The 25,404-nt window shown below is 39.9% G+C and carries 21 protein-coding genes; 6 read left to right on the top strand and 15 right to left on the bottom strand.

Annotated features, from left to right (window positions below; all coding sequences use genetic code 11):
• Positions 1-53 precede the first annotated feature (53 nt).
• From OHT75_RS16275 to ggt, 3 genes are all read right to left on the bottom strand, one after another.
• A complete protein-coding gene (locus tag OHT75_RS16275; protein ID WP_264728516.1) occupies positions 54-449 on the bottom strand; it encodes a phosphate ABC transporter substrate-binding protein in 396 nt (131 codons plus the stop codon).
• Between the two features lie 14 nt (positions 450-463).
• Entirely contained in the window at positions 464-1,684 is a 1,221-nt protein-coding gene (locus OHT75_RS16270; protein ID WP_264728515.1) for a porin family protein, read from the bottom strand.
• A gap of 561 nt (positions 1,685-2,245) precedes the next feature.
• Complete coding sequence (ggt, locus tag OHT75_RS16265; protein ID WP_264729050.1) at positions 2,246-3,940, bottom strand: gamma-glutamyltransferase; 1,695 nt, start codon at positions 3,938-3,940, stop codon at positions 2,246-2,248.
• A gap of 126 nt (positions 3,941-4,066) precedes the next feature.
• On the opposite strand from ggt, the gene OHT75_RS16260 reads away from it, so the two are divergent.
• Positions 4,067-5,269 (top strand): GNAT family N-acetyltransferase, encoded by a 1,203-nt coding sequence (locus tag OHT75_RS16260; protein ID WP_264728513.1) that lies wholly within the window; start codon positions 4,067-4,069, stop codon positions 5,267-5,269.
• Positions 5,270-5,359: 90 nt separating this feature from the next.
• Here the strand turns inward: OHT75_RS16260 and OHT75_RS16255 are convergent, their stop codons facing one another.
• The 3 genes from OHT75_RS16255 to OHT75_RS16245 all read right to left on the bottom strand — a co-directional run bounded on the left by OHT75_RS16255 (position 5,360) and on the right by OHT75_RS16245 (position 8,329).
• Positions 5,360-5,977 carry a LysE family translocator gene (locus tag OHT75_RS16255; protein WP_264728511.1) on the bottom strand — a complete coding sequence of 206 codons (618 nt, stop codon included), beginning with the start codon at positions 5,975-5,977 and terminating at the stop codon, positions 5,360-5,362.
• A 104-nt stretch (positions 5,978-6,081) separates the two neighbouring features.
• Complete coding sequence (gene hppD / locus OHT75_RS16250) at positions 6,082-7,122, bottom strand: 4-hydroxyphenylpyruvate dioxygenase (RefSeq protein ID WP_264728509.1); 1,041 nt, start codon at positions 7,120-7,122, stop codon at positions 6,082-6,084.
• 46 nt (positions 7,123-7,168) lie between these two features.
• Positions 7,169-8,329: a homogentisate 1,2-dioxygenase gene (locus OHT75_RS16245; RefSeq protein WP_264728507.1), complete on the bottom strand. Its 1,161-nt coding sequence runs from the start codon at positions 8,327-8,329 to the stop codon at positions 7,169-7,171.
• Between the two features lie 230 nt (positions 8,330-8,559).
• Between OHT75_RS16245 and OHT75_RS16240 the strand changes: the two genes are divergently transcribed.
• Complete coding sequence (locus OHT75_RS16240; protein ID WP_264728506.1) at positions 8,560-9,489, top strand: LysR family transcriptional regulator; 930 nt, start codon at positions 8,560-8,562, stop codon at positions 9,487-9,489.
• Between the two features lie 455 nt (positions 9,490-9,944).
• Positions 9,945-10,700, top strand: coding sequence for a TIGR00266 family protein (locus OHT75_RS16235; RefSeq protein ID WP_264728504.1), 756 nt, complete (start codon positions 9,945-9,947; stop codon positions 10,698-10,700).
• Positions 10,701-11,118: 418 nt separating this feature from the next.
• Here the strand turns inward: OHT75_RS16235 and OHT75_RS16230 are convergent, their stop codons facing one another.
• Positions 11,119-11,580 (bottom strand): EVE domain-containing protein, encoded by a 462-nt coding sequence (locus OHT75_RS16230; RefSeq protein WP_264728502.1) that lies wholly within the window; start codon positions 11,578-11,580, stop codon positions 11,119-11,121.
• Between the two features lie 152 nt (positions 11,581-11,732).
• Here OHT75_RS16230 and OHT75_RS16225 point away from each other — a divergent pair, with 152 nt between their 5' ends.
• On the top strand, positions 11,733-12,500 hold the full coding sequence (locus OHT75_RS16225; protein WP_264728500.1) for a substrate-binding periplasmic protein: 768 nt from the start codon (positions 11,733-11,735) through the stop codon (positions 12,498-12,500).
• Here OHT75_RS16225 and OHT75_RS16220 read toward each other — a convergent pair.
• Positions 12,497-12,910 carry a YccF domain-containing protein gene (locus OHT75_RS16220; RefSeq protein WP_264728498.1) on the bottom strand — a complete coding sequence of 138 codons (414 nt, stop codon included), beginning with the start codon at positions 12,908-12,910 and terminating at the stop codon, positions 12,497-12,499. The two genes, OHT75_RS16225 and OHT75_RS16220, sit on opposite strands and share 4 nt — an antisense overlap.
• Before the next feature lie 200 nt (positions 12,911-13,110).
• Here OHT75_RS16220 and OHT75_RS16215 point away from each other — a divergent pair, with 200 nt between their 5' ends.
• Positions 13,111-14,094, top strand: a complete 984-nt coding sequence (locus OHT75_RS16215; RefSeq protein ID WP_264728496.1) for a 1-aminocyclopropane-1-carboxylate deaminase/D-cysteine desulfhydrase — start codon at positions 13,111-13,113, stop codon at positions 14,092-14,094.
• A 1,013-nt stretch (positions 14,095-15,107) separates the two neighbouring features.
• On the opposite strand, the gene OHT75_RS16210 is transcribed toward OHT75_RS16215, so the two are convergent.
• The 7 genes from OHT75_RS16210 to OHT75_RS16180 all read right to left on the bottom strand — a co-directional run bounded on the left by OHT75_RS16210 (position 15,108) and on the right by OHT75_RS16180 (position 24,002).
• Positions 15,108-15,788, bottom strand: a complete 681-nt coding sequence (locus tag OHT75_RS16210) for a ChrR family anti-sigma-E factor (protein WP_264728494.1) — start codon at positions 15,786-15,788, stop codon at positions 15,108-15,110.
• Positions 15,781-16,431 (bottom strand): sigma-70 family RNA polymerase sigma factor, encoded by a 651-nt coding sequence (locus OHT75_RS16205; RefSeq protein WP_264728492.1) that lies wholly within the window; start codon positions 16,429-16,431, stop codon positions 15,781-15,783. Before OHT75_RS16205 ends, OHT75_RS16210 begins: the two co-directional genes overlap by 8 nt.
• A 127-nt stretch (positions 16,432-16,558) precedes the next feature.
• Positions 16,559-17,143, bottom strand: a complete 585-nt coding sequence (locus OHT75_RS16200; protein WP_264728490.1) for an LON peptidase substrate-binding domain-containing protein — start codon at positions 17,141-17,143, stop codon at positions 16,559-16,561.
• A 284-nt stretch (positions 17,144-17,427) separates the two neighbouring features.
• Positions 17,428-19,095, bottom strand: coding sequence for an asparagine synthase B (gene asnB, locus OHT75_RS16195; protein ID WP_264728488.1), 1,668 nt, complete (start codon positions 19,093-19,095; stop codon positions 17,428-17,430).
• 569 nt (positions 19,096-19,664) lie between these two features.
• Entirely contained in the window at positions 19,665-21,344 is a 1,680-nt protein-coding gene (locus OHT75_RS16190) for a M28 family metallopeptidase (protein WP_264728487.1), read from the bottom strand.
• A 339-nt stretch (positions 21,345-21,683) separates the two neighbouring features.
• Positions 21,684-22,430 carry an HAD-IIA family hydrolase gene (locus tag OHT75_RS16185; RefSeq protein ID WP_264728485.1) on the bottom strand — a complete coding sequence of 249 codons (747 nt, stop codon included), beginning with the start codon at positions 22,428-22,430 and terminating at the stop codon, positions 21,684-21,686.
• 195 nt (positions 22,431-22,625) lie between these two features.
• Positions 22,626-24,002 (bottom strand): L-serine ammonia-lyase, encoded by a 1,377-nt coding sequence (locus OHT75_RS16180; protein WP_264728483.1) that lies wholly within the window; start codon positions 24,000-24,002, stop codon positions 22,626-22,628.
• A gap of 299 nt (positions 24,003-24,301) precedes the next feature.
• Here OHT75_RS16180 and nagZ point away from each other — a divergent pair, with 299 nt between their 5' ends.
• Positions 24,302-25,318: a beta-N-acetylhexosaminidase gene (nagZ, locus tag OHT75_RS16175; protein WP_264728482.1), complete on the top strand. Its 1,017-nt coding sequence runs from the start codon at positions 24,302-24,304 to the stop codon at positions 25,316-25,318.
• The last annotated feature ends 86 nt before the right edge of the window (positions 25,319-25,404 follow it).

Here is a 25,404-nt window from a genome sequence, read left to right as displayed (position 1 = left end):
TATTACATCGTTTAAAAATAAGGTCGTAAAAATAAAACCTTAAGTGATCAATATTAAGGTTTCAAAATGATCTTTACAGTGCCATCGACATCTGCTTCATCAATATAACCAATCGCATTTGGGTTTGATGCAACAGCGGCTTTCATTGCCGCGGCAGAGGCGACTGTTGCTGGTGGGTTACCTTTTCCAGTAAACACTTGCTTAGACCAAAATGCTTTTAATTGTGCATCAGATTTTCCAGTTACTGTGCTGTGAAACTCTGATCGAGTCGGGTTACCCTCATCTAATTCATACACAACTAAACTGTTGTCGCCTTTGCCTAAGAATGCTTTTTTAGCATCAGACATCGACATATCACCCGCAGCATTGTTACCAATGACAACAACACCAGCAGAGGCCGTAAATGCAACACCTAAACTGAGCGCGAATACAGATAATAACTTTTTCATATCATCGCTCCCTTTTAAAATACAGCATCGAATTTAACGGTGTAAATCACAGTATCATCGTAAACAAACTTACCCGTTGTATCATCGAGTGTATTACCATCTAAGCCACCAGAAGTGTCACCAAACTCGTCAGCATAAGTGACGTCGAATTTGATCGCGACATTGTCAATCACGTCCCAACGCAGGCCTGCACTATATGCCATACGCTCAGCATTAAAAGCAATCATTCTAATCACATCAGGCTGAGAGACAGGTAAACGTTCATCATTATCTTGGGTTTTCAAATATGCCACAGTGACATATGGGGTAAATTCTGCAATACGATAACCGAGTGTCAAATAACCTGAATCAGTATCTGGATAGGCATTATCAATCTCTGAACGGGTCCATTCGGTTACTGCTAAGAATGAGCCGTTATCATAACTTGCCCCCAACCCAATGAATGAGCCGGTTTCATCATTTAAATCAAGCACAGTAAACTCAGCACTTGTTTCAACACCTGGTGCTAAAGGCACATTGACAGTTGTGGTAATTGGTCCATCAAGCTTTGCCTGAGCATATACACCACGAAGGGTCCATACTTCATCGGTCCAGCTGACGTTAGCACCCATTAAATTGCTTATTTCTACAGCAGAATCTCTCACATCAGACTCGCCACCAAAACCTTGCAAGGTTAATGTTGAGTCATCAAATTCAACATCGTATGAGATACCTGCACCTGTGTATGATGAGAACGGAATGGTTCCATAGACTTCAGAAGGTGGTCTAGCGAATGGCTGGGCGTAACCCACATCTAGGTAATCAGAATACATGAATAAGGGTACGCGCAGCTTACCGCCACGAAGTTTTACGCCATTATCGAAACGATGAGATAAATAAGCCCATTCCGCTTCTACTTCCCAATCATGTTCACCTTTCATCATCAGCTGTAAAACAGCCTGAGTTTGGTTGCTCATGTTAAATGTGCCTTGAAAGCCTAACTTGGTATCTTGGCTGAAGTCGGCACTTGTAGTGGCATTGTTATAACCGGCATCGTTATCAGAAGTGATATATCCGCCGCTAATAAAGCCGTTAAAGTTGAATTTTTCGGTAAGACTTTTGGTTTGCTGTGCTTGTAAAACCTGAACTTGCTGTTCTAGTTGTGCAATTTTTGCATCTGTGGCTTCATCAGCAAACGCTGCTGGTGCTAATGCAATAGAAATCGCTAACGGAAGCGCTTTCACGTTAAAGTGCATAGGGGTACTCCTTTATCATCACTCATTATGCCCAAAGGGCTTATTTTTATGTTTAGCTATATTGATATAGCTAATTTTTTGATAAATCACCAATTAATAAGGCAGTTATCGAAAATTATATTGATAATTATGGCTTAAAATTGTTTAAGGCCACTCCAAGAAGCAACTCAATGTGTTACTCGTTTTCTAGAGCAACCACAAATCACATTAAAAATATCGAAATATGTTTTTAATCAATAGTCTTTTCTTTTTTAACTCAGATGTTCCGTATCACAGAGCAGCGTTAATCTAACAACACTCAATAAGAAGCTAATAAGCATAAATATCGGCGAGTTAGTGTATTTACTTTAATTGTTTTTAACAAAGTTAACTTAAATTCAAAGTGAGTGGAAGTTGGCAACATAAATTCACAATTTTGAACAGTGGTATTTTTCACTTAAATTAATCATTGTGGAATTGGAATGATATTTGGATTTTACACTTGAACTGAAACCATGCTTATTAGGCATAAAGTCAGAGAGTGTAGGCTTTCACACTCTCTGGCACAGGGGGCAAAATGGCTTAGTAACCTACAGCAGCTGATCCAGCTCTACGAGGATCGGATGAGCCATATTTACCTTGTTCAGTCACCATAATGGATTGCGTGCTGCCAATCGATTGTTGCACTTTCACTTTATGGCCTTTGGCCTCAAGTAATGAAATGGTGTCTTGATTCAAATTACGTTCAACCCATAGAAAATCAGGAAGCCATTGATGATGTACCCTTGCTGCGGCGCTGGCTTCGGCAATATTCAGTTGATGATCAATGACATTCATAATAATTTGGAGTGTGATATTAATTATTCTTGAACCACCTGGGCTGCCGGTCACTAAAAAAGGTTTACCGTCTTTCATTACAATGGTTGGGCTCATTGAACTCAGTGGGCGTTTATTCCCCTTAACTGAATTTGCTTCTCCGCCAATTAGGCCGTAACCATTAGGGACCCCGGGTTTAACCGAGAAGTCGTCCATTTCATTATTTAATAAAATGCCAGTACCTGTGGCAACAAGTCCAGAACCGTAGCTGAAGTTAAGGGTGTAAGTGTTTGAAACCGCATTTCCCCATTTATCGACCACAGAGTAATGAGTGGTTTGTGGACTTTCATATCCCTCTATATTTCCGGGTTTAATTTCGCTACTTGGGGTGGTTTTATTCAAGGCGATTTTGTTTGCGATTTGGTGGGCATAGTCTTTACTGATCAGATTGTTAATGGGCACATCGACAAAGTCAGGATCACCCAAAAACTCACTGCGATCGGCATAGGCATATTTCATTGATTCGGCCATAACATGCAATGTTTGAGCGGTATTATGGCCAAATTGATCAATTGGAAATTGTTCTAATACATTCAGCATTTCAATAATGTGAACTCCGCCTGATGACGGTGGAGGCATAGAGACGACTTCATAGCCTCGATAGGTACCGCGAATGGGTTCACGTTCAACGACCTTATAATTTGCAAGATCAGATAATGTCATTACCCCACCGGCTTGCTGAATCGAGGTAACCATTTTTTCAGCAGTCTCACCTTGGTAAAAGCCTTTACTACCAAGTTTGGAAATGAGTGATAACGAATGGGCGAGTTCGGGTTGGATTAATGTATCGCCGACCTCAAAATTGCTGCCGTCGGGGCGATAGAAAATAGCTCTAGAACTTGGCCATTGTGAAATTCTATTTTTAGTACCGGCCAATGAATTAGCAAGATCTGATGTTACCTCAATGCCTTCTTTCGCCAGTACAATGGCTGGAGCAAGCACTTGTTGTAATGACATAGTGCCATATTGTTTGAGTGCCATTTCCATGCCCATCACGGTACCTGGCACCCCGACAGCTAAGCCATGCTCTCGACTTAATTTATCAACAGCATTGCCTTTTTCATCGAGGAAAATATCTTTGTGGGCTTTAGCTGGAGCGGTTTCGCGGTAATCAATGGCAATGGTTTTGTTATCTTTTGCTATGTGAACAAGCATAAAGCCACCGCCGCCAATGTTGCCTGCGCGTGGCAGGGTCACCGCAAGTGCAAACCCTACAGCCACAGCAGCATCAATAGCATTACCACCTCGCTTAAGGATATCAACACCAATTTGACTGGCCATGGCTTCCTGACTGACTACCATGCCATTTTTAGCAAAAATAGGCTGGGCTGTTGCCATTTCACTGAAGATTGAATCCTCACTGGCAGCAACCTTTGAAGGGTAAAAACTGGCCGCAGTCATACTGAAACTGATTACAGTTGAGAGTAATAATGGGGTAAATTTGATGCTTGAAAACACGGGTAATCCTTAAGTCGTTCCTTGAATTATTCGACTGTGCCATAGCTGCAAGAAAATTGGTATGCTGTAGTGATAAATTGGTTAAATAATAAGGGTAAAACATTGCAGCAAGCATTTCTCATTACTGAAGTAAATAATATTGATGAGATTGGGCGTCTCCAATGGAAACAATGTTTTAATGATGATAACCCTTTTATTAAATTTGATTTTCTTCAAGGGCTTGAAAGGGCTGGTTGTGTTGGCGGTGCTTCGGGATGGCAAGCGAGTCATCTTGTCATCAAAGATGAAACCACGGGTAAAATTTGCGCGATTATGCCAATGTATGAGAAAACCCATTCGTGGGGGGAATATGTCTTTGATTGGGCATGGGCTGAAGCGTATGAGCGAAATCAACTCAATTATTACCCTAAATTAGTCACCAGCGTACCGTTTATTCCCGCAACAGGGCATCGATTTGGCTTCCATATCGATGTGGCACCATCGGCTCGAAAAGCAATATTGATTGCTATTTGTGAATACCTCGAGCAAAAAATGCTTAACTACCATCATTCATCTTGGCATGGCTTATTTATCAGTGAAGAGCAGCTAGCGTTATGGCCGCAAAATATGGGTATCACCCGAAAGGGCACGCAGTTTCATTGGCATAACAAAGGGTACAGTGATTTTGAACATTTTTTGGAAACGATGACATCGAGAAAACGTAAAAATATCAATAAAGAACGTCAATTGTTAGCTTCACAAAACTTAAATTTTACGTTTGTCTCAGGCGAAGATGCAAGCTTGGCACAGTGGCATCACTTTATAAAATGTTATCAGTTAACATATCAAAAACGTTCAGGGCATCAAGGATACTTAAACGAGGCTTTCTTTTTAGGCTTACGTCAATCGATGGGCGAGGTTATTCGATTATTGATTGTGACAGATTGTCATCAACAAATGATAGCAGCGGCGTTGTTTTTTGTATCTAAAAGCCATTTATATGGCCGTTATTGGGGCACCTTGATTGAGATTGATGGTTTACATTTTGAGACTTGTTATTATCAGGGTATTGATTACGCCATTAAAAATAACTTGTCAGTATTTGATGCTGGGGCGCAAGGCGAACATAAAATCGCAAGAGGATTCGAGCCTATAGCAACGTACTCAAAACATTTAATTGCTCATTCAGAATTTAAAGAGGCAATAAGTCATTATTGTCTGCAAGAACAACAGAATATGACGTTATACATGGCACAAATTAGCCAGCAATTGCCTTTTAAAGATAAGCCATAACCTGTAAGTATTGCCATAAAAATGGGGAAATTCATATAAAGGTGGCTATTTAACATCTTATTTATTGTTTAATCATGGGGGCATTTACTACTACCCCAATGCTAACCAAACTCCAACCAGTATCATTAAGCTGCCTGCGATACGATTCATCCAGCGGATATTATTACCTCGGGATAAAAACAGACGTAAACTTTTGCCCCCGCTAGCATAGGCGAGCATAGATAAGGATTCCGTCACCATAATAATGCTGAGTAACACCAACAACTGTGGTGCTACTGGTTTATCAACACTGATGAATGGCGGTAATAGAGAAATCATGAAGGCCCAACCTTTTGGATTAGCGATGGCTGTAATGAAGCCTTGACTGATTAAACTCAGCCTGCGCGTATTCACTTGCTGACCGTCTATAACGGCCATTTTGCCTCTGGCGCGCCACATATTAATGCCGATATAACAAAGGTATGCGCCACCAATCCACTTCAAAATATCAAAAATTTGAGGATAGTTAAGCATAATACTGGCAACGCCTAATACTGCAGCTATGGCTACTATCGCCACCCCGACTAATTCACCTATCATCATCCACATGGTACGGCGTACCCCAATACTCATGCCTAGCGTCATTGCTAGTGTCATACACATCCCAGGGGTAATAGAGACGAAAAAGAAAGTCGGAATAAATACCGCAAGTAAAGCGAAATCAGGCATAAATAGAGTCTAAGTTATCAAATGAGCGATGAGTGTAATCTGCTATATAAACAAAAACCAGCACTTGGCTGGCTTTTGTAAAACGAAGCTTTGCTTTGATGGGCTTATAGCACACCACGACGAACTTGATCGCGTTCAATTGATTCAAATAAGGCTTTAAAGTTACCTTCGCCAAAGCCAAGGTTATTCTTACGCTGAATAATTTCGATAAAAATCGGTCCAAATAGGTTTTTAGTGAATATCTGCAATAAATAGCCGTCATCATCACCATCAACCAATATTTGGTGATGTTTGATACGTTCACGGTCTTCGGTTACTTGAGGCAACTTATCGAAAATCGTGTCGTAATATTCAGGAATGATATCTAAAGTTTTAATGGCAGTGCCTTCCATCGCGTCTAAAGATGCCACAATGTCGCGGCTTCTGAAGGCTAAATGCTGTACACCTGGGCCATTATATTCACCTAAGTATTCATCAATTTGGTTATTGTTGTTGCCTTTACCTTCATTGATTGGAATACAGAAACTGCCATCTGGTGAACGAAGTGCATAGGATACTAGTGCTGTTTGTGCACCGCTGATATCAAAGTAACGTACTTCTGTAAATCCAAAAATATCTTTATAGAAGTTAGCCCATTTTTCCATAGTGCCTTTATAGACATTGTTGGTTAAATGGTCGACTTCCATAAAGCCTTTTTCAGGCGTGATAATAGGGTCTTCTAGATCAACAAAATCTTTAGCATAAATATTATTATCAGCCCCAAAGGTGTCGATAAAATAGATCAGGCTGTCGCCAATACCATAAATAGCAGGGTAGGCCATGTCTTTTTCAGATTCTGTAGCAGGTTTGGCACCACGCTCAACAGCCAGTTTAAAAGCTAATTGCGCATCTTCGACTCGCCAGCCCATCGAACAAATTGCCGGGCCATGTGATTTAGCAAATTCAGCTGAGAATCCCGCACGACTTTTATTTAATAAAAAGTTGATGTCGTTTTGTTTGTAGTAAGTGATGTCGTGATCTTTGGCTTTTTTTAGCATTGAAAAACCAAAATCAATGAATACTTTATGCATAAAATCGGTATCTGGACTCGCAAATTCAGTAAATTCGATACCTAAAAGTCCCAATGGGTTTTGTTCGCTTGCCATGTTGTTATTCCTCGTTATATTTTCAACTCGCACTTATGCAGTTTATTCAGTTTTCTAACCAAGAGCGGTTGTAGTCTTCACTCATGCAATTTTTTACATGGGAAGTAAGATTTAGTGGGGCGAATGTATCGACCATCACTGCATATTCGTATGTGTCTTTCTTGCCAATAGAAGCTTCAGTTCGGCCCGGTTGTGGTCCATGTGGCACACCTTTTTGATGTAAGGTCATAAAGCCCGCTTCAATACCAGTTCGGCTCATAAAATCGCCATCGACATAATATAAGACTTCATCGCTGTCGATATTATTGTGGTAATAAGGGGCTGGAATTGACTTCGGGTGGAAGTCATATGGGCGCGGTACAAAATTACACACCACAAAATTATGTGCCGTAAACACGAGATGATCTGAGGGCGGCAAATGGATTTTGCCAACTTTTGGTGCATATTCTTCGATATTAAATGCCCATGGATAAACACAGCCATCCCAACCAACAAGATCAAATGGATGCCATTCCAACGTCATTTGCTGATATTTATCGCCAAACTTACACACCAAAGGAAACTCACCTTTTTCGACAATGGCATTGGCTAATTCAGGGACGCGAATATCACGCTCACAATACGGAGCAGATTCAAGTAATTGACCATATTCATTGCGAAAATGTTTAGGCACTTCTACCATTGAAAATGACTCAATAACAAACAAGCGTACATTACTGTAATCATTGAATTTTAGTTGATAAGTTGTACCGCGAGGGATCACCAAGTAATCCCATTTTTTTACCTCAATCACGCCATATTCGCTGAGTAACTGGCCTTCACCTTCATGTACAAATACCACTTCGTCTGCATAAGCATTCCGGTAAAACTCGTGGGTGCTATCGGTAACTTTTGCGGTGTAGAGCGCTACATCACTGTTATAGAATATTTTGTTGCGGCTACTAAAAAAGTTGCCTTCACAGTCAGCAATACGCGAATCTAACTTATAATTTTGAATGAGTGAATCTTGCCATTCTTGACCATGGTCTACAGCATAGGGCACAACGTTAATCGCCTTAGTTGGCATGTTGTGATGATATTTATTGGAATAAATGTTTGAGAAACCATGGGTTGAGAATAGTTCTTCACGGTAAAGCTCGCCATTATCTTTTTCGAATGCGATATGGCGCTTTGTGGGGATCTCGCCTTGTTTTACATAAAATGGCATAACAGCTTCCTTAATCCGTTTGTACTACATTTCAATCTCATCTAACGCATGCTTCGCGAAAATAATGTGATCTATTTTGCATAGATTCATTCAATTTAGTTGCTTGGATGAACAAAAAAAAGAATAATAAATAGCTAGACTCAATCAATTTTTTAGAACGTATTGAAATTGATACAGCTGTGGCAGCTATTCGATACAAAAAGTGAATTTTCACCGAAAAAGGACGGTTTATGCGCATAGATGTCGATGCATTTAAGGTTTTACAGGTATTAGTCGAAGAAGGAAGTTTTGCTAAAGCGTCTGAAAAGCTGCATAAAGCACAATCTGCGGTGAGTTATCAGGTTAAAAAGTTGGAGCAACATCTAGGTGTCAGCCTTTTTAATCGTGATCAGTATCGAGCTGAATTAACTCCTGAAGGAAGAGTTATTCTGGCTGAAGGGCAGCGCTTGCTTCAACATTTGGCTAATATCGAGCATCTTGCCAGTCGATTTAGCGAGGGCTGGGAGCCAAAGCTAGAGTTGGTCATTGATGGTGCGTTACCTATGGAACCTATCATGACGGCATTGAAGCGCATGGCAGAGCACAAAGTGCCGACTAAAATACAATTGAATATGGAGTTTTTGGGCGGTGTGCAACATAGATTTGAGCGAGACAATGCTGATTTAATGCTGGTAAAAGACTATCTAGCAGGCCCTAATTACCATCCCAAAGCGCTACCAACTATTACAAGCATTTTGGTGGCTAGCCGACAACACCCGCTTGTGACTGTTAACAATGTCAGTTTGACCGAGTTACAACAACACGTTGAGTTGACGATTCAAGATTCTTCTCCGCAAAGATTAATTCGTGATGAAATGCAATTCGGTGGCGATAAAGTGTTTTATTTGTCAGGATTTATCATGAAAAAAAATGCCCTATTAAAAGGACTGGGTTTTGGTTGGATGCCGGAATTTTTAATTCAAGAGGAATTGCAGTCTGGTGAGTTAAAGACAGTCGACTTCCTTGGAGGACATCGATTTAGTTTTACTCCTCAGTTGGTGTCGACACTTGAACGGCCACTTGGGCGAGCTGGGCAATTATTGACTGAATTGATCCTTGATGAGTTCACCCGCTTCGAATTACAGGGGTCTAAAGAGCTTAGTTCAACTGGGTTAGGATGATTTCCTATTTCTAGCGGCTAACCTAAGCTTCTGTTTTAAAGAAATTATATCGTAGTTTGTATTGTAACAGTTGGCTTGTTCTTTTTGTTAGGGCACTTACTAGGTATATATTTACCTTGATATCAGTGATGTTAAGTTGACGGAAAAATAAAGTTTTGTTCACCAGCAAATCGCCTTTTCAACTTAATTTTTACATGAGAGAGTTAAGTTAAACGGTTTTGCACCATTCAAGTGACGGATAAAAAAGATCGTACTCGCAAGTACATTAGGTTGTGCCGTATGGCCGTTACAATGGATGAGATATTGAAAGTCTTAGCCGGCTTGCTGTATTGGCGGTTTAATCTTATCGACTAAGATGACTTGTGCTGAGTGAGCAGTATATAGTTGACATATTATGTCCATGTAATTATGTTGGTGACATAATCTATAGAGATAACATGTTAAAGGAGAGACTAATGAGTAAACAGTGCCATGAAGTGGATTTTGAAATCATTGGCTCGAGTATGCAACTAGTTGAGATTGAACTCGACCCGAAAGAAACCGTAATTGCTGAAGCTGGTGCCATGAATTATATGGAACAGGATATTGTCTTCGAAGCAAAAATGGGTGATGGCTCTCAACCTGAATCAGGTTTTTTCGGCAAATTACTCGGCGCTGGCAAACGAGCACTCACCGGTGAAAGTATATTTATGACTCATTTCACAAATGATGGTCATAGTAAACGCAAAGTTGCATTCGCAGCCCCTTATCCGGGAAGTGTTTTAGCCGTCGATTTGTCAAAACACCAAGGCGAAATTATATGTCAAAAGGACAGTTTTTTAGCGGCCGCTTTAGGCACTAATGTCACAATGAAATTTAATCGCCGATTAGGCGCAGGATTTTTTGGCGGAGAAGGGTTTATACTGCAAAGTTTAAAGGGCGACGGTATGGTGTTTATTCATGCTGGTGGCACCTTAATTAAAAAAGAATTAAAAGGGGAAGTATTGCGGGTTGATACGGGCTGTTTAGTGGGCTTTTCTCCCGGAATTGATTACGACATTCAACGTGCTGGCTCATTAAAATCTATGGTCTTTGGTGGCGAAGGGTTGTTTTTAGCCACGTTACAAGGTCACGGAACGGTATGGTTGCAGTCATTACCTTTCTCAAGAATGGCCGACCGCATTATCGCCCATGCTCCAGCAAAAGGCGGTATTGCCCAGGGCGAACAATAATCTGCGTTCATCACTGTTGTTAGGGCGAGTTTATCTTTGGTTGTTTTTTATGCTAAGAGATAAAATGACTTTAGGCTAGGCGGATAATTGCGGGAATCGTTACCCTATGTCAATATTATCCATGCAGTATAAAGTCATTTTAGCCTCACCCCGAAAATCGAGGTTGTTTTCTAGCTATTGTTCCCGTAAATTCAAATGTTTATCGGCGCTAAGCGGCGTTAATTTGTGATTGTCTGACAGAAAAATAGCTTACCGTAAAATTTATCAACAAAGAGAAACACAACCTAGAAAATCTTGATAAATAGTGACTCGTATACCACTTAAGTGATGGACAATTGGTTATATGAGTCAGCCTATTTTATCGATTCATCGTATCTATGATGTAAAGCGCTGATTCAAAGCGCGATTGTTCTACAAATCATCGACTTAAAGACATAATATGCTCAAACTCTTCTGCCGTGACTGGCTGTACACTCAACCTTGCCCCTTTAGCAACTAACACCATATTGGTTAACTGTGGGTCGGCTTTGAGCTGCTTTAACGTAATAGGCTGGTTAAATTTTTCTATAAAATGTAATTCAACTTGAATCCATTTGGGATTAGCAATATCGGACTTTTTATCAAAATATACCGAGGTAACATCAAAAGCGCTGGTGTCTACAGTCGCCGCTTGGCTTACTTCTACTAACCCAACAATAGCAGGCACTTTACAGCTGGAATGGTAAAAAAACACGCGATCATTTTGCTTTACACTATCTCGTAAAAAATTTCTCGCTTGATAGTTACGAATTCCTTGCCATGGTGTTTTTTGATGATGACTTAATTGTAAATCATCAATACTAAATTCATCAGGCTCTGACTTCATCAACCAATAATTCATAAATTGCACCAAAAAGTGAGTCTGTACTATTATTAAATAATTGTACTTATTTTAACCGCTTTCAGTTGCCATGTTTTGCTGTCGACTGCGGCAGTTTTCTACATTTTCAAACCATTATACCACTGAACTTTAAAGGTAATTAAGGGAAATAAATGGTTTATATTCTGGCCTGTCAAAAGCTTGCTTTTAAAGTAAGTGTTCTTGTAATGCTGTTTTCTGTTCAGCTAACTGCAGATACTCTTGAGCTTTCAACATTAGAATGGCCGCCATTTACAGGTGTACATTTAGTTGATAAAGGGGTAACTACTCAGATAGTTCAACAAGCACTTAGTTATGAAGGGCATGATTTGAAGGTGGCGGTGTTGCCCTGGAACCGTGCTATCCGAGTTGCAAAAACAGGTGCAAACCACGGTTATTTTCCAGAGTATCTGAATGTCACAGATGATTTTATATTTTCCAACTCACTTGGAAGTAGCCCTATCGGTTTATTAGAGCGTAAAAAATACCCAATCAAATGGAAAGTCATTACAGATTTAAATAACTATACCCTTGGTGTCGTTAAGGGATATGTTAATACTGTCGAAATAGACAATATGATTAACGATGGGCGTCAGCGTTTTGAGACAGCGAATGATGAACGGCAGAATATTTTAAAGCTAGCTGCGGGGAGGATCGACGCAATCGTTATTGATTTCAATGTTTATGAGTATCTTCTGCATGAACCCAAGATTGCTGAAATTTCCCATTTATTACAAATGAATATCCAACCATTAGAGTTAAAAAGTTTGCATATAGCCTTTAATAATAATGAACAAGGTCGTAAATGGCTGAATATTATCAATAGTGGGTTATCTAGATTCGATGCACAACAAAAGATGGATGCTTACTTGTTAGAATCAAATAAGCATCATAACCATTAATATTGCTCTTTTGGTACAACCGTTTGACCAATGGGGGTTAAGCTCAACAAGGCAAGCTTCAAGTGTTGTATACCAAATGGGATACCAATAATGGTTATAAAACAAGCCAATGCATGGGTTAGATGACCTATTGCTAACCAAATACCGAACAATAAGAACCAAATTATGTTACCCACCATTCCCATGGTACCAGTGCCTAAATCATGCTCACCAGTCAATTGTCTACGATTAACCGTTTGCTGGCCAAATGGCCAAAATGCCATTTCACCTATCACGAAACAAGCGCGGCCAAATGGAATGCCAATGATACTGATAAAACACAATAAGCCAGCCAACCACCAAGCCAGTCCCATTACAAAACCACCTAGTACAAACCATGCAATATTAAAAATCAGCCTAAAAATAGCCATTTGAGATCCTTTTAACAATTTTAAATCAGTCATATTGGGTATAGCATTTAATATGCCAAAATTTAAAATGCTGATTTTATTCAGTTACTGCTATTTTTTAAAATAGTTTGGCCAATAAAATGAGTAATTAGACTAAATATAGCGGCTTTTCACTAAAATTAGCTACAATGCCGTTATTGATGACTTTATGATTGAGATAGATGCTAACGAATAGCCCCACAGAAATGATGTACTTTGCAGGCAGACAAATACATATTAAACGAGATGATTTGTTACACGCAGATTTTAGCGGCAATAAAGCCCGTAAATTTTATCATTTTTTAATTAATGACTTTCCAGGTGTTTCTCATATCGTCGGATCCGGTTCTGCGCAGGCAAATTCATTATATTCTTTATCGGTGTTGGCAAAAATAAAGGGGTGGCAATTAGATTACTATGTAAGTCATATTGCCGGTTATGTAAAGCAACAGGCGAACTCACCCTCTGGGAACAAATCGAATTATTCTCAGGCAATTAAAAATGGTGCCAATGTCATTGAAATTGATTGGGCTTCAAATTTGTTTAATGCCTGTCAACATTTAGATGATGCCATGAATGTTTTGAAACAAGATTATCTAAGAAAAGATAATGTTCACGAAACCTTATTTATTCCTGAAGGGGGGCGTTGTGAATATGCGAGAACGGGTATCTATATTCTAGGTAAAGAAATATTGAATTGGGCCGTTGCCAAAAGTATTAATAAGCTATCAATATTTTTGCCATCAGGAACAGGTACTACAGCATTATATTTGCAAGAGTACTTTGTAACACAAACTCAGAAAACCTCTTTTGATATTGAAGTGTTAACCTGTAGCACAGTTGGCGGTGACAGTTACTTAATAAAGCAATTTTATGAGCTATCTTCTAATACTTCATATCATCCCCAAATTGTAAATGATGGTAACAAATACCATTTCGGTAAGCTTTATCTTTCATTATTTCAACTATGGCAACAGGTATTGAATTCAACTGGAATTGAGTTTGATTTACTTTATGATCCCATTGGATTAAATGTATTGAAACACACTATAGAGTCTGGGATGAGCAACGACCGTGAAATACTGTATATTCATCAAGGGGGCTTGTTAGGTAATGCCACAATGTTGCCCAGATATCTGAGAAAGCAGGCCTTAACACACCTCTAATATGAATGATAAATGTTCATCAAATGCCTTTTGCATCGAGTGCTGTATTGAATGGTAATACGCCTGCAATAAAAGTAGGGGAGGTAGACCTTGGTTGGAATGAAAGCTGTAACCTGAGTTGAGGTAAACTAATCATGGCCAATAAAGATAAATGCTTTAGTGTTATGATTCGAATGGAATAAAGTATTGGGTTCGAGATATTGATCAGTTTGCTCTGTTTATAATAAACGTACGGTAAATGAGAGGAGAATACCGTTAGCCGAGTTTATTAAATCACAGAGCAAATGATGTACGCAAAGCGTGGAGGTTTACTTGTTAGAACTGATTAACCATTTCATAAAATTTAACGCTTCGATGCGTTTTGAAAAGGTAGTCTTATTTTTACCAAGTGAATCAGTAAAAGCAATTGAGTTTTTATTTGATGAAATTGAATTAACTGGAAAGTTAACTGTAATTTCGTGTCCGTTAAATTGGTATGACATTATCATACTCCTTCTGTTATAATTTGCTCACCCTTAGGTGATGTTAGTTTTAACAATAAAATTCCTTAACATTTTTCGTGTTGCGAAAGATTTAAGTTAGCTTAGTTAAGTTACCCTATCAATCCTACACTAATCAAGTGTTTATATGAGCAATGTGAGGGTTTAATCATAATTTTAGATTAAATAAAATTCATCATTTGCTCAAATAGTTAACATTTATTAAAAAGGTTAACTGCTTGATTGCACTAGTTGACCATAGGTTTATGACAAGCGAATGACAAAAATAACATCAATCGATACCATATATTTTTATGATTAATATTTATATCGACAGGTAATTTTGTAGCTTGTGATGGTTTACGAAAGGAAGTTGAGCAGACTCACGATAGGTAAACAAAATAAACAAGGTAATTAAACTTCCGCAAGCATATACATAGTTAGGAAGGTTGGCAACAAATATTTTAAATTATTTATTGCCAACGCTTTGTTGTTTAAAGCTAATACTCACACAACCCCGTTCAACAGCATTCGTCAGTAAAGCAATTCACCGATAGGGTTTAATAACTTACTGAATCCTTTAGTAAAATATAATGGTGCATCAACTATTGTGTAACATAGACATCCAGTCATTGTTTTTGGTGAATGCTGATGATTCTCATCTAGCAGCATAAAATCACCGGGTCGATATGTATTATATTCATCACTAAATTCACCCGCCAACAGAAGGGTCAGTTCTGAACCTTTGTGAGTGTGTTCAGGGATCTCGCCTTGAGGTGCTATGTGTAACAAGCTTGCTCTTGATTGTTCCTCACCCGTATTGAGACGTAATCGACTGACTTTTCCGATACCTTGCCATTGTGCATTTATTTGATGTCTAAATGCGCGGGGTAAAGGGTATGATTGGTCTTTAACGGTGACTTCAGTCACCCCTTCATTATAGGGTTGAGCTGGATTAGCATCTAGCTCATCTAAAGTGTCCTGCATCATGTGAGCCAACAAAGAAGACATTTCAGAATCTAAATCAACACTGATGTTTGACTCGGTATTATTATCGAATGTCGCAGCAGTTTCACATTCTGTTAGACGGTTCAGTTTTTGCTGACATATGTCACAAAGCTCTGCGTGAGCGGAGATTGCCAAAGACATAGATAACGGAAGCTCACCTTTAATGTGGAGAGACAATAGTTCATGTTGTGGATGGTACTTAATCATAATGTTTCTCCATAAATCCCTTTAACTTTTCTAAGCCTAATCTTAATCTAGATTTGACTGTGCCTATGGGGATACCGAGTTTGTCCGCTAATTCTTGTTGGGTCATTTCCTGCATGTAAATACCCTGCACAATTTGTCTTTGTAGTGGAGGTAATTCATCCACATGACGAAGAAGCGTGCCGGACAATTTAAAATCATCTTCATTACTTTCGGCATCGTCTGATTCGAAAAGAGGCCAAATGTCGTCACCAAAAGAGTCTTCTTTGTTGTGCTGTACTTTACGCAGCATATCAAAGCACTGATTTCGCATCACCGTGAATACCCAAGTGCTTACAGCAGCTTTATCTTCACTGTACAAATGTGCTTTGGTCCAAACACGCGTCATGGTTTCTTGGACTAAATCCATCGCAAGACCCTGTTGATGCAATCTTTGATTACCGAATGCGCTTATCTTAGGGCCGAAATGCTTGAATAGTTTGGCGAATGAGACTTTACAGCGTAAGTTGGCTACCTTGAGCATTAACTCTGCTAATTGTTCTGCATCGAGTTCGTTTGTGTTAGACAATTGTGTAGCACCGTTATTTTTAGCAAGACTTGCTTTATCATAACGATTTTCCGCAGTTTGTGATTGAAAATTTTCCATTATCTTCACTCGCGTCGTGTTATTTGCCGATTGTAATTGTCTATACGTCGATAAATTATAATTAGATCATCTTTTGTGAGTTATTTTTTGTACATCATCTATATTTTTACATCACTTGGAAATGCAGTTACTTAATGATATTACTTAAATAACTCTGCGCCATTTTATGGTCATGATTATTTATGCAATGGTATTTTTCAGCTGCACTTAATGGAATGATCTCTAACCATCGCTGGCATACCCATGAGATATCGGCAAAATGTTCATTTTGGTATTGGGCCAAATGCTCGGGGTATTGATGTAAAATATCCCGCAAGGTATCACTTAACATTTTTGCAGTTGCTTGGATTTGACTCATTTTTTGAGATTCAGTTAAGTTGATCAGCGATTTTGGCCAATCATCTATTAATTCAATTGTGCCACGCTTTAATCCGTCAGGTTCGACGATAAAATCTTTTAAATGGAATTTTCTCTCCCCCTTGATAGTGATGCCAAGAAGTCCATCATCTAGAGTTTGAAAGTCGATAATTTTACATAGCGTACCAATTGGCAACATTTGTTTTTTATCGTCGCTTAACATGCACAAACCAAAGCCGCTGTTTGTTTTAAGCGATTCAGTCACTAAACGTTTGTATCTAGGTTCGAATATGCGCAATTGACTGAAGCCATGGGGCAACAGGCACATCGATAAAGGAAACAGTGGGATAACCATAACTAACCTTATATGATTCAATTGATTTAATAACAAATACGCATTGATGCGGATAATTGATCATATAAAGCGCTTTGCCTAACAGCTTAACTCATCGACATTTTTTGTAGCATAGCGGGATAGTGATTATGACTACTTAATTAGGGGTATAACTGTTTTACCGAAGATAACTTCAGCTTAATGTTGGGTGCTCAGTATAAAAAAACGCCCACAACAAATGTCGCGGGCGTTGAGGCGTTCACCATTAAATTCTAGATTAATTAATCTAGAATTTAGGTTAAAAATTACTGGTAGCTGCTAGTGTGTACGTTGCGTACCGCGCGTCCAGATGGATCGATAATGCCTTGCAAGCTTTCGTCCCAAGCCAGTGCTTCAGGAGTAGAGCAGGCTACTGACTTGCCACCAGGTACCGTTTCTGCAGCACTTGCTAAAGGGAAAAACTCTTCAAAGAAACAGCGATAGAAGTAAGCTTCTTTCGTTTCTGGTGTGTTGTAAGGGAAACGGAATTTGGCATTCGCTAATTGCATATCATCGACGTGCTTAGCAGCATGCTCTTTTAATCCATCAATCCATGAATAGCCTACACCATCACTGAACTGCTCTTTTTGACGCCATGTCACTTCTTTAGGCAATTTATGCTCAAATGCCTGACGAAGTATGTGTTTCTCAATTCTGCCATCTTTGGACATTTTCGCTTCTGGGTTAATGCGCATTGCCACATCCATAAACTCTTTATCTAAGAAGGGCACGCGTGCTTCTAATCCCCATGCGGCCATGGCTTTATTGGCTCGTAGACAATCGAATAAATGTAACTTGTCTAATTTACGGACTAATTCTTCATGAAATGCCTGTGCATTTGGGGCTTTATGAAAGTATAAGTAACCGCCAAACAGTTCATCGGCGCCTTCGCCTGATAACACCATTTTGATACCCATGGCTTTAATTTTTCGGGCCATTAAATACATAGGGGTTGCAGCACGAATGGTTGTGACATCATAGGTTTCTAAATGGTAAATCACTTCTTTAATGGCATCTAACCCTTCTTGGAAAGTATAGATAATTGGGTGATGAATGGTGCCAATGGCGTCAGCGACTTTTTGCGCCGCAACTAAATCCGGTGATTCAGCTAAACCTACAGCAAAAGAGTGTAATTGTGGCCACCATGCACCAGTCTCACCATCGTTTTCAATACGATGTTTTGCATAGGTTTGGGTTATTGCTGACACAATAGATGAGTCTAGGCCACCTGATAACAAGACGCCATAAGGTACATCTGACATTAACTGGCGTTTAACTGCCGCTTCTAATGCATCGCGTAATTCTTCAACACTCGCTGGGTTGTCTTTTACTGTATCAAACTCCATCCAATCACGGACATAGTATTGGGTTGGTTTGCCATCTGCCGAATATAAATATTGCCCAGGTAAAAATTCTGCGACGGTTTTACAAACTGGCATAAGCGCTTTCATTTCAGAGGCAATATAGAAGTTACCCGCACTATCATGACCTGAATACAGAGGAATAATCCCCATATGATCACGACCCACTAAATAGGTGTTTTTAGCTTTGTCATACAGTACAAAAGCAAAAATCCCGTTCAGTTTATCTAAAAAGCCACAACCATATTCTTGGTATAAAGATAAAATCACTTCACAGTCAGAGTTGGTTTGGTATTGGTATTTATCACCTAAATCAGCTTTAAGTTGTTTATGGTTATAAATTTCACCGTTTACGGCTAACACAAGGTTGCCATCTTGGCTAATAAGCGGCTGTGCACCGTGGTCAACGTCAACAATCGCTAAACGCTCATGGGCAAGAATGGCCTTATCGTCAGCATAAATACCAGACCAATCTGGACCGCGGTGACGTAACAGTTTTGACATTTCAAGTGCCACTTGGCGAAGTTCACTTGCATCTGATTTGATATCTAAAATTGAAAATATTGAACACATAATACCGCTCCAACAACATTATTTAATCTTTATCTGTTTTGTACTTTGCCAGCATTTTCTTTACTCGCCAAGTATTATTTTTGATTAAACCTCATTTAAAGTGCGTTTTTAGCGATAATAATATTATTTGACATTGTTATTTATGAGGATAGTTTATCCAAAGCCGTTAAAAGTTGAATTATCTGCATTTATCTTGCTGAGGATGGACTATTATTGAAGAATTGTTAATAGTTCCGTTGAAGATACATAAAGCAGCCTGTAGGTTTGTTTGCTGGTTTTTTACACAAAAATATGTTGCTTTACGGTTATACCAATCGTAATAAATAACTGATCACCGTAGCTTGTTAAAACACTCGATAACAGTGTTAGATTTTTTGATTGTAGAATAACTACTTATCGAAAAGTCTGCCTTGTTCTCAAGCGTTTTTCCTACGCTATTTTTGATCACTTACTTATCGTGATTGGTATTACTTGTCAGTAATGAGGTAAGTTTTGTAGAAAATAAAAAGACCAGAAGCATGGCTTCTGGTCTTTGGCTTTATATCTTATTTGGGGGGAAGATAAATAGGTTACTTGGCTGGACGCAAGTGATGAAACTCTGAGCCGACAAGGTATCCAGGCCAATCTTGGTTATTGCCAAGTGTCTTAGCTGCTTGGTAATAAACTCCCAAGTCCTGTAGTGCGCCGGATAAATCCCATGATTCATGGTAATGATCGCAGACATTGTGATAGCAGCCTTTCATGGTTTTTTCCATTTCAGTTTTATAAGCCGCTGTAGCATCATCTAGTGGCTCACTGCCGCCACCTGCAAATACTGCGGGTACGCCGTACTTAGCAAAACTGAAATGATCTGAGCGGAAAAATCCGCCCGAAGCTGGATTACGTTCTGATTTAACTTCACGGTTTTGCTGTTTTGCTGCATCAGCTAGGTAGTTTTCTAATTCAGACTGACCTTTTCCAACGATAGTATAATCTTTAGTTTTACCGTAAATATTGGTGCTATCTAAGTTAAACACCGCGACCGTTTTGTCTAAAGGATAGATCGGATTGGCGGCATAATAACGTGAACCGAGTAGACCTTGCTCTTCACCCGTTGTTGCGATAAAGGTGACTGAGCGTTTTAAGCCATTACCTTGTTGTGCTTGTGCTGCAAATTGACGGGCAATTTCCATAATGCCCGCCGTACCTGAAGCATTGTCTAAGGCGCCGTTATAAATTTGATCCCCTTCTTTGGTGTCATCTTTACCTATGTGGTCCCAATGGGCGGTAAATAATAACTGCTCATCGGCTTGGGTCGAGCCTTTCAATGTGGCGACCACATTATAACTATCCGCATATTGTGCTTTATTGGTGAATTGAATGCTGGCCGTTTGAGCTAAATCAACATTAACAGCTTGATCTGCCGCACGTTCCATTAAGGTTGGTAATGAGAATCCCGCTTTAGTGAACAACTGGGTTGCTGCAGTTAATGTCATCCAGCCTTCAACTTGAATTCGATTTTTTGCTTCATCAGTGTTTAACACTAAATCCTGTTGTGGGCCGGTCCAACTGTTTTCAACTACAGACCAAGGGTAAGAAGCGGGTTTAGTATCATGAATGATGATTGCGCCTAATGCACCTTGACGACTGGCTTCTTCAAACTTGTAACTCCAGCGGCCGTAATAGGTCATTGCTAAACCATTAAACTGCGAGCCTTCTGGATGTGCGAAACCGGGATCATTGATCAAGATGACGGCAATTTTACCTTGCATATCTAAATCAGAGTAATCATTCCATTGATATTCAGGGGCGTTAATCCCGTAACCGACGAAGACAAGTGGTGCATTTTCAATGTTAATTTGCTCATTGGCGTGACGACTGCTCAACACTATATCGTGACGATATTGCAGCGGTAAACCCGCTAAAGTAATGTTTTGTTGCTCACTTGGTGTGTAGGTCACCATAGGCACGGCTTGTAAAAAACTGCCTTGGTTTGCACCAATTAAACCCATATCGGTGAACTGTTTAGTTAAATAATCTAATGTGAGTTTCTCACCATGGGTGGTAGGGGCGCGGCCTTCAAATTCGTCCGATGACAATGTTTTTATATCTGCCCTAAAACGTGCTTCATCAAAATTAACATTAATAGCAGCTTGGTTTACCTCGGTTGTTTGTTGTTTTTTTTCAATCTGGGGAGCTTGCACCGTGTTTTGGCCGTTACAGGCACTCACCATAAGAGCAATTGCGCAAAATGGAAATAAATGCTTCATCAGTATTCCAATTGTTATTGTTTGTTGTATGTTACTGTTGGCTGAGCATAATGAAGCAAGCCAGCACCTCATAACAAGTGTGCTGGCTTGAAAATGTGTTACCTAATGTAAATAATCCCAGTTCATAAGACTCAAAGCATATTAAACGGTCTTTGTTTCGCGAATGACGTTATTGTTGAAACAACAAATTTTACAATAACCGCATGATTTGCATGAGTGTCAGTGCAAATATAATATTTGCCGCTAATCTGTTAAATGAAGTCGTTAACATTAAATAACCTCTACTCGGGTTAAATACATGGTTTTGGGTGTTGTTACCGGAGCAATGAATTGAATAGGTTAAACGACATCAATATCACCAGCACAGGCAAAAACATGATTTGGTCTAAAGGGTTCTTTATCTATGTCGGCCATCTGACTTACACCACTTGTGACTAAAATGGTCTCTAAACCAGCTTGGAATCCTGCCAATATATCGGTACGCATATTATCGCCAATGATAACGGTGTTTTCTGAATGTCCTTGAATGTGATTTAACGCAGACCGAATGATCCAACTTGACGGCTTACCCACATAAAACGGCATTTTTCCGGTGATACGTTCAATTGGTGCACATAATGCACCGCAGGCTGGACTGAATCCTGGACCATTAGTATCAGGGTTGGTGGCAATAAAACGTGCTCCGCCTGCCACAAATCGGGCGGCTTTATGGATCATGTCCCAATTGTACGAACGGGTTTCACCAACAATCACAAAGTCAGGATTGATGTCTGTGATAGTAAAACCAGCATTATAAAGCTCGTGAGTGAGGGCACCTTCTCCAATAACAAAAGCTTTTGTTCCTTTTTGATGCTTTAAAAAATCTGCTGTTGCCATAGCAGAAGTGTAAAAACAGGTTTCAGGGACATTGATCCCTGCCGCACCAAGACGATTTTGTAAATCTTTACCCGTTTGTACTGGGTAATTGGTTAAGATAACCAGTGGGTTGCCTTGTTCAAGGATACGATGAATAAACTTATCACTGCCTGGGATCAGTTTATTATCGTGCAGTAAAACGCCATCGATATCACAGATAATATTTTTCATGCTGCTGTATTGTCCTTTAGTCATTAGCTTGGCTTAGTTTATATCATTGCTATGGATGAAGTGTGCCAGAAGAGTGGTTTATAAACAAAATTCAATGGTATGTTGAAAAAGTTACCCAGAGAATATCACGAACTTAAAACAAAAAAGCCAACCTGTGATGGTTGGCGGTATTTATTTTAAATCATGCAACAAGTGTTAACACTCGACAATATTAACAGCAAGTCCCCCTTTGGCGGTTTCTTTGTACTTACTGCGCATATCTTTACCTGTATCCATCATGGTTTTGATCACTTTATCCAGCGACACCTTATGATTGCCGTCTCCGCGCAATGCCATACGCGAAGCATTAATGGCTTTGACCGCACCCATGGCGTTACGCTCAATACAAGGCACTTGCACTAAACCACCTACAGGATCGCAGGTTAAACCTAAATTATGCTCCATACCAATTTCAGCGGCATTTTCAACATGCTCCACGGTGCCGCCCATAATTTCAGTAAGAGCGCCTGCAGCCATAGAACAGGCTACGCCAACTTCACCCTGACAACCCACCTCAGCACCTGAAATTGAAGCATTTTTCTTATATAAAATGCCAATAGCGGCAGCAGTCAGTAAATAGCGGCTACATACATCAATATCCACTTCTTGAACGAACATATCGTAATAGCATAAAACGGCAGGAATAATACCCGCAGCACCATTGGTTGGGGCGGTAACAACGCGATCGCCTGCGGCGTTTTGTTCATTTACCGATAGGGCAAATAAATCAACCCAGTCCATCGCTGTCAGTGGATCGGTGTTATTGCGCCCCTCTGCTTTTAAACGGCGATATAAAGAGGGCGCGCGGCGGCGAAGTTTTAGTCCGCCAGGAAGAATACCTTCTTTTTGATAACCACGTTCAACACAGGTTTTCATGGTTTGCCAAATTTTCCATAGACCTTGTTTAACGTCATCTTCAGTGGCTATGCTCAGTTCATTTGCCATCATGAGCGAAGAAATGCTTAAGCCATTTTCGCAACAAAGTTCTAGCAGTTGTGCAGCGCTATGAAAGTCAAAAGGCGCTTGTTTAATTGGTGTTGCAGGGGAGGCATTACGCTGAGTGATTTCATCTTCATCAAGAATAAATCCACCACCGACGGAGTAATAGGTGCGTTGATAAATGATTTCGCCTTTGGCCAATGCATACAGTGTCATGGCATTGGCATGAGCTGGTAACGTTTTACGGCGATGATAGGTAACACCGTCTTCACGGGTAAATTTTACATAGCGGCCATCGGCTAATTTTAAGCGTTGATCCTTAGAGGCTGATTCTAAAATGGCATCAATGGTATCGGTATCTACGGTTTCAGGGTCTTCACCCATTAGACCTAAAATAACGGCTTTACCCGTACCATGGCCTTTACCTGTTTGCCCTAAAGAACCAAATAATTCGGATTGAAGCTCATCAGTAATGTTTAGCAGATTTTGCTCTGCTAATTTATCCATGAAGATTTTGCCTGCCTTCATCGGGCCGACGGTGTGGGAACTTGATGGGCCTATGCCAATTTTGAACATGTCAAAAACACTGATCATTATATGTAGCCTTTGTTAGGTCGTTTATTGTTTTAGTTATTTGAGAGTATTATCATCGCACACTTAAATGTATCGATTCACGGTCGCAGAGTTTCTTCACTATAGACGATCGTGAACTGATTTGTTTTACATCTCACAAACGTAAAACAATGAGCTGCTTTGTGATGAAATACTCCATTATATAAAGAGTATCCCACAGTTTTTAATTGTACTGTTCATTAGTTTTTTTTATGCATTTTTTTCAGATTAGTCTGACTTATACATCAATGGATTCAGGCTAAATAATGAGGGGTAGTCGATTGAGCTATTTAATGATGGATCTAGCGGGATTAACAGTATCTGCAGATGAAGCTTTACAACTTAAGCATCCTCAAGTTGGAGGGATAATCCTTTTTAGCCGTAATTTTTCTAATAAAGGACAATTGGTTGATCTCGTTAAACAGGTGCGAGCCATCAGGCCAGAGCTTCTGATTGCTGTGGATCACGAAGGTGGGCGAGTACAAAGGTTTAAAGATGGCTTCACACATATTCCGGCTATGGGCGATATTTTACCTGTGGCAAATGGTGATATAGCATTAGCAGAGCAGTGGGCTAAAGAATGTGGATTTTTGATGGCCCTTGAGTTGCTGGCTTGTGATATTGATTTAAGCTTCGCACCAGTTTTAGATGTTAACGGGATTAGCGAAGTGATTGGCAAACGTAGTTTTAGCCCTAATCCTGACGAGGTTACCACTTTAGCAGCGGCATTTATTCGTGGTATGGAAGACGCTGGAATGGCGGCAGTAGGGAAGCATTTTCCAGGACATGGCAGTGTGGCGGCTGATTCACATATTGCTATGCCAATTGACTGCCGCACTCAAACTGAAATTGAAGCCTTTGATATGCAGCCGTTTGTTAATTTGATAGCAAAAGGGCATTTACATGGTGTTATGCCTGCCCATGTAATCTACGACAAAGTCGATCCTAATCCTGCAGGATTTTCTCCATACTGGTTGCAAGATGTTTTGCGTCAGCGGTTAGGATTTAAAGGGGTTATTTTTTCAGATGATTTAGGGATGAAAGGTGCAAGTTTTGCTGGCGACTATTTAGGTCGCGCCCAAGCGGCATTAGATGCTGGCTGCGATATGATATTAGTCTGCAATGATCCCGTTGGTGTAGCGGCATTATTGACAAAATTTGTATGGCCAACCTCGCCGCCAGTGGCCAATGCCATCAGTTTAAAGCCTCAGCCATTAAACGTTGTCAATGCCCTAGAGCAAGAAGCTCGTTGGCTAAAGGCGATTGAAACGGCCAAGTTTATTCATCAGTCCGTTTAACTTTTACTCGGTTTATTGCTGGTCGTTAGGTGTTTGCGAAGAATCTTAATTGTCCAGAATAGCTTAAAGTAGCGCTTAGTTTTTAT

The sequence above is a fragment of the Shewanella subflava genome (assembly GCF_025971955.1).
In the GTDB taxonomy this organism is placed as follows: domain Bacteria; phylum Pseudomonadota; class Gammaproteobacteria; order Enterobacterales; family Shewanellaceae; genus Shewanella; species Shewanella subflava.
This window is presented reverse-complemented; position numbering and strand designations above follow the sequence as displayed.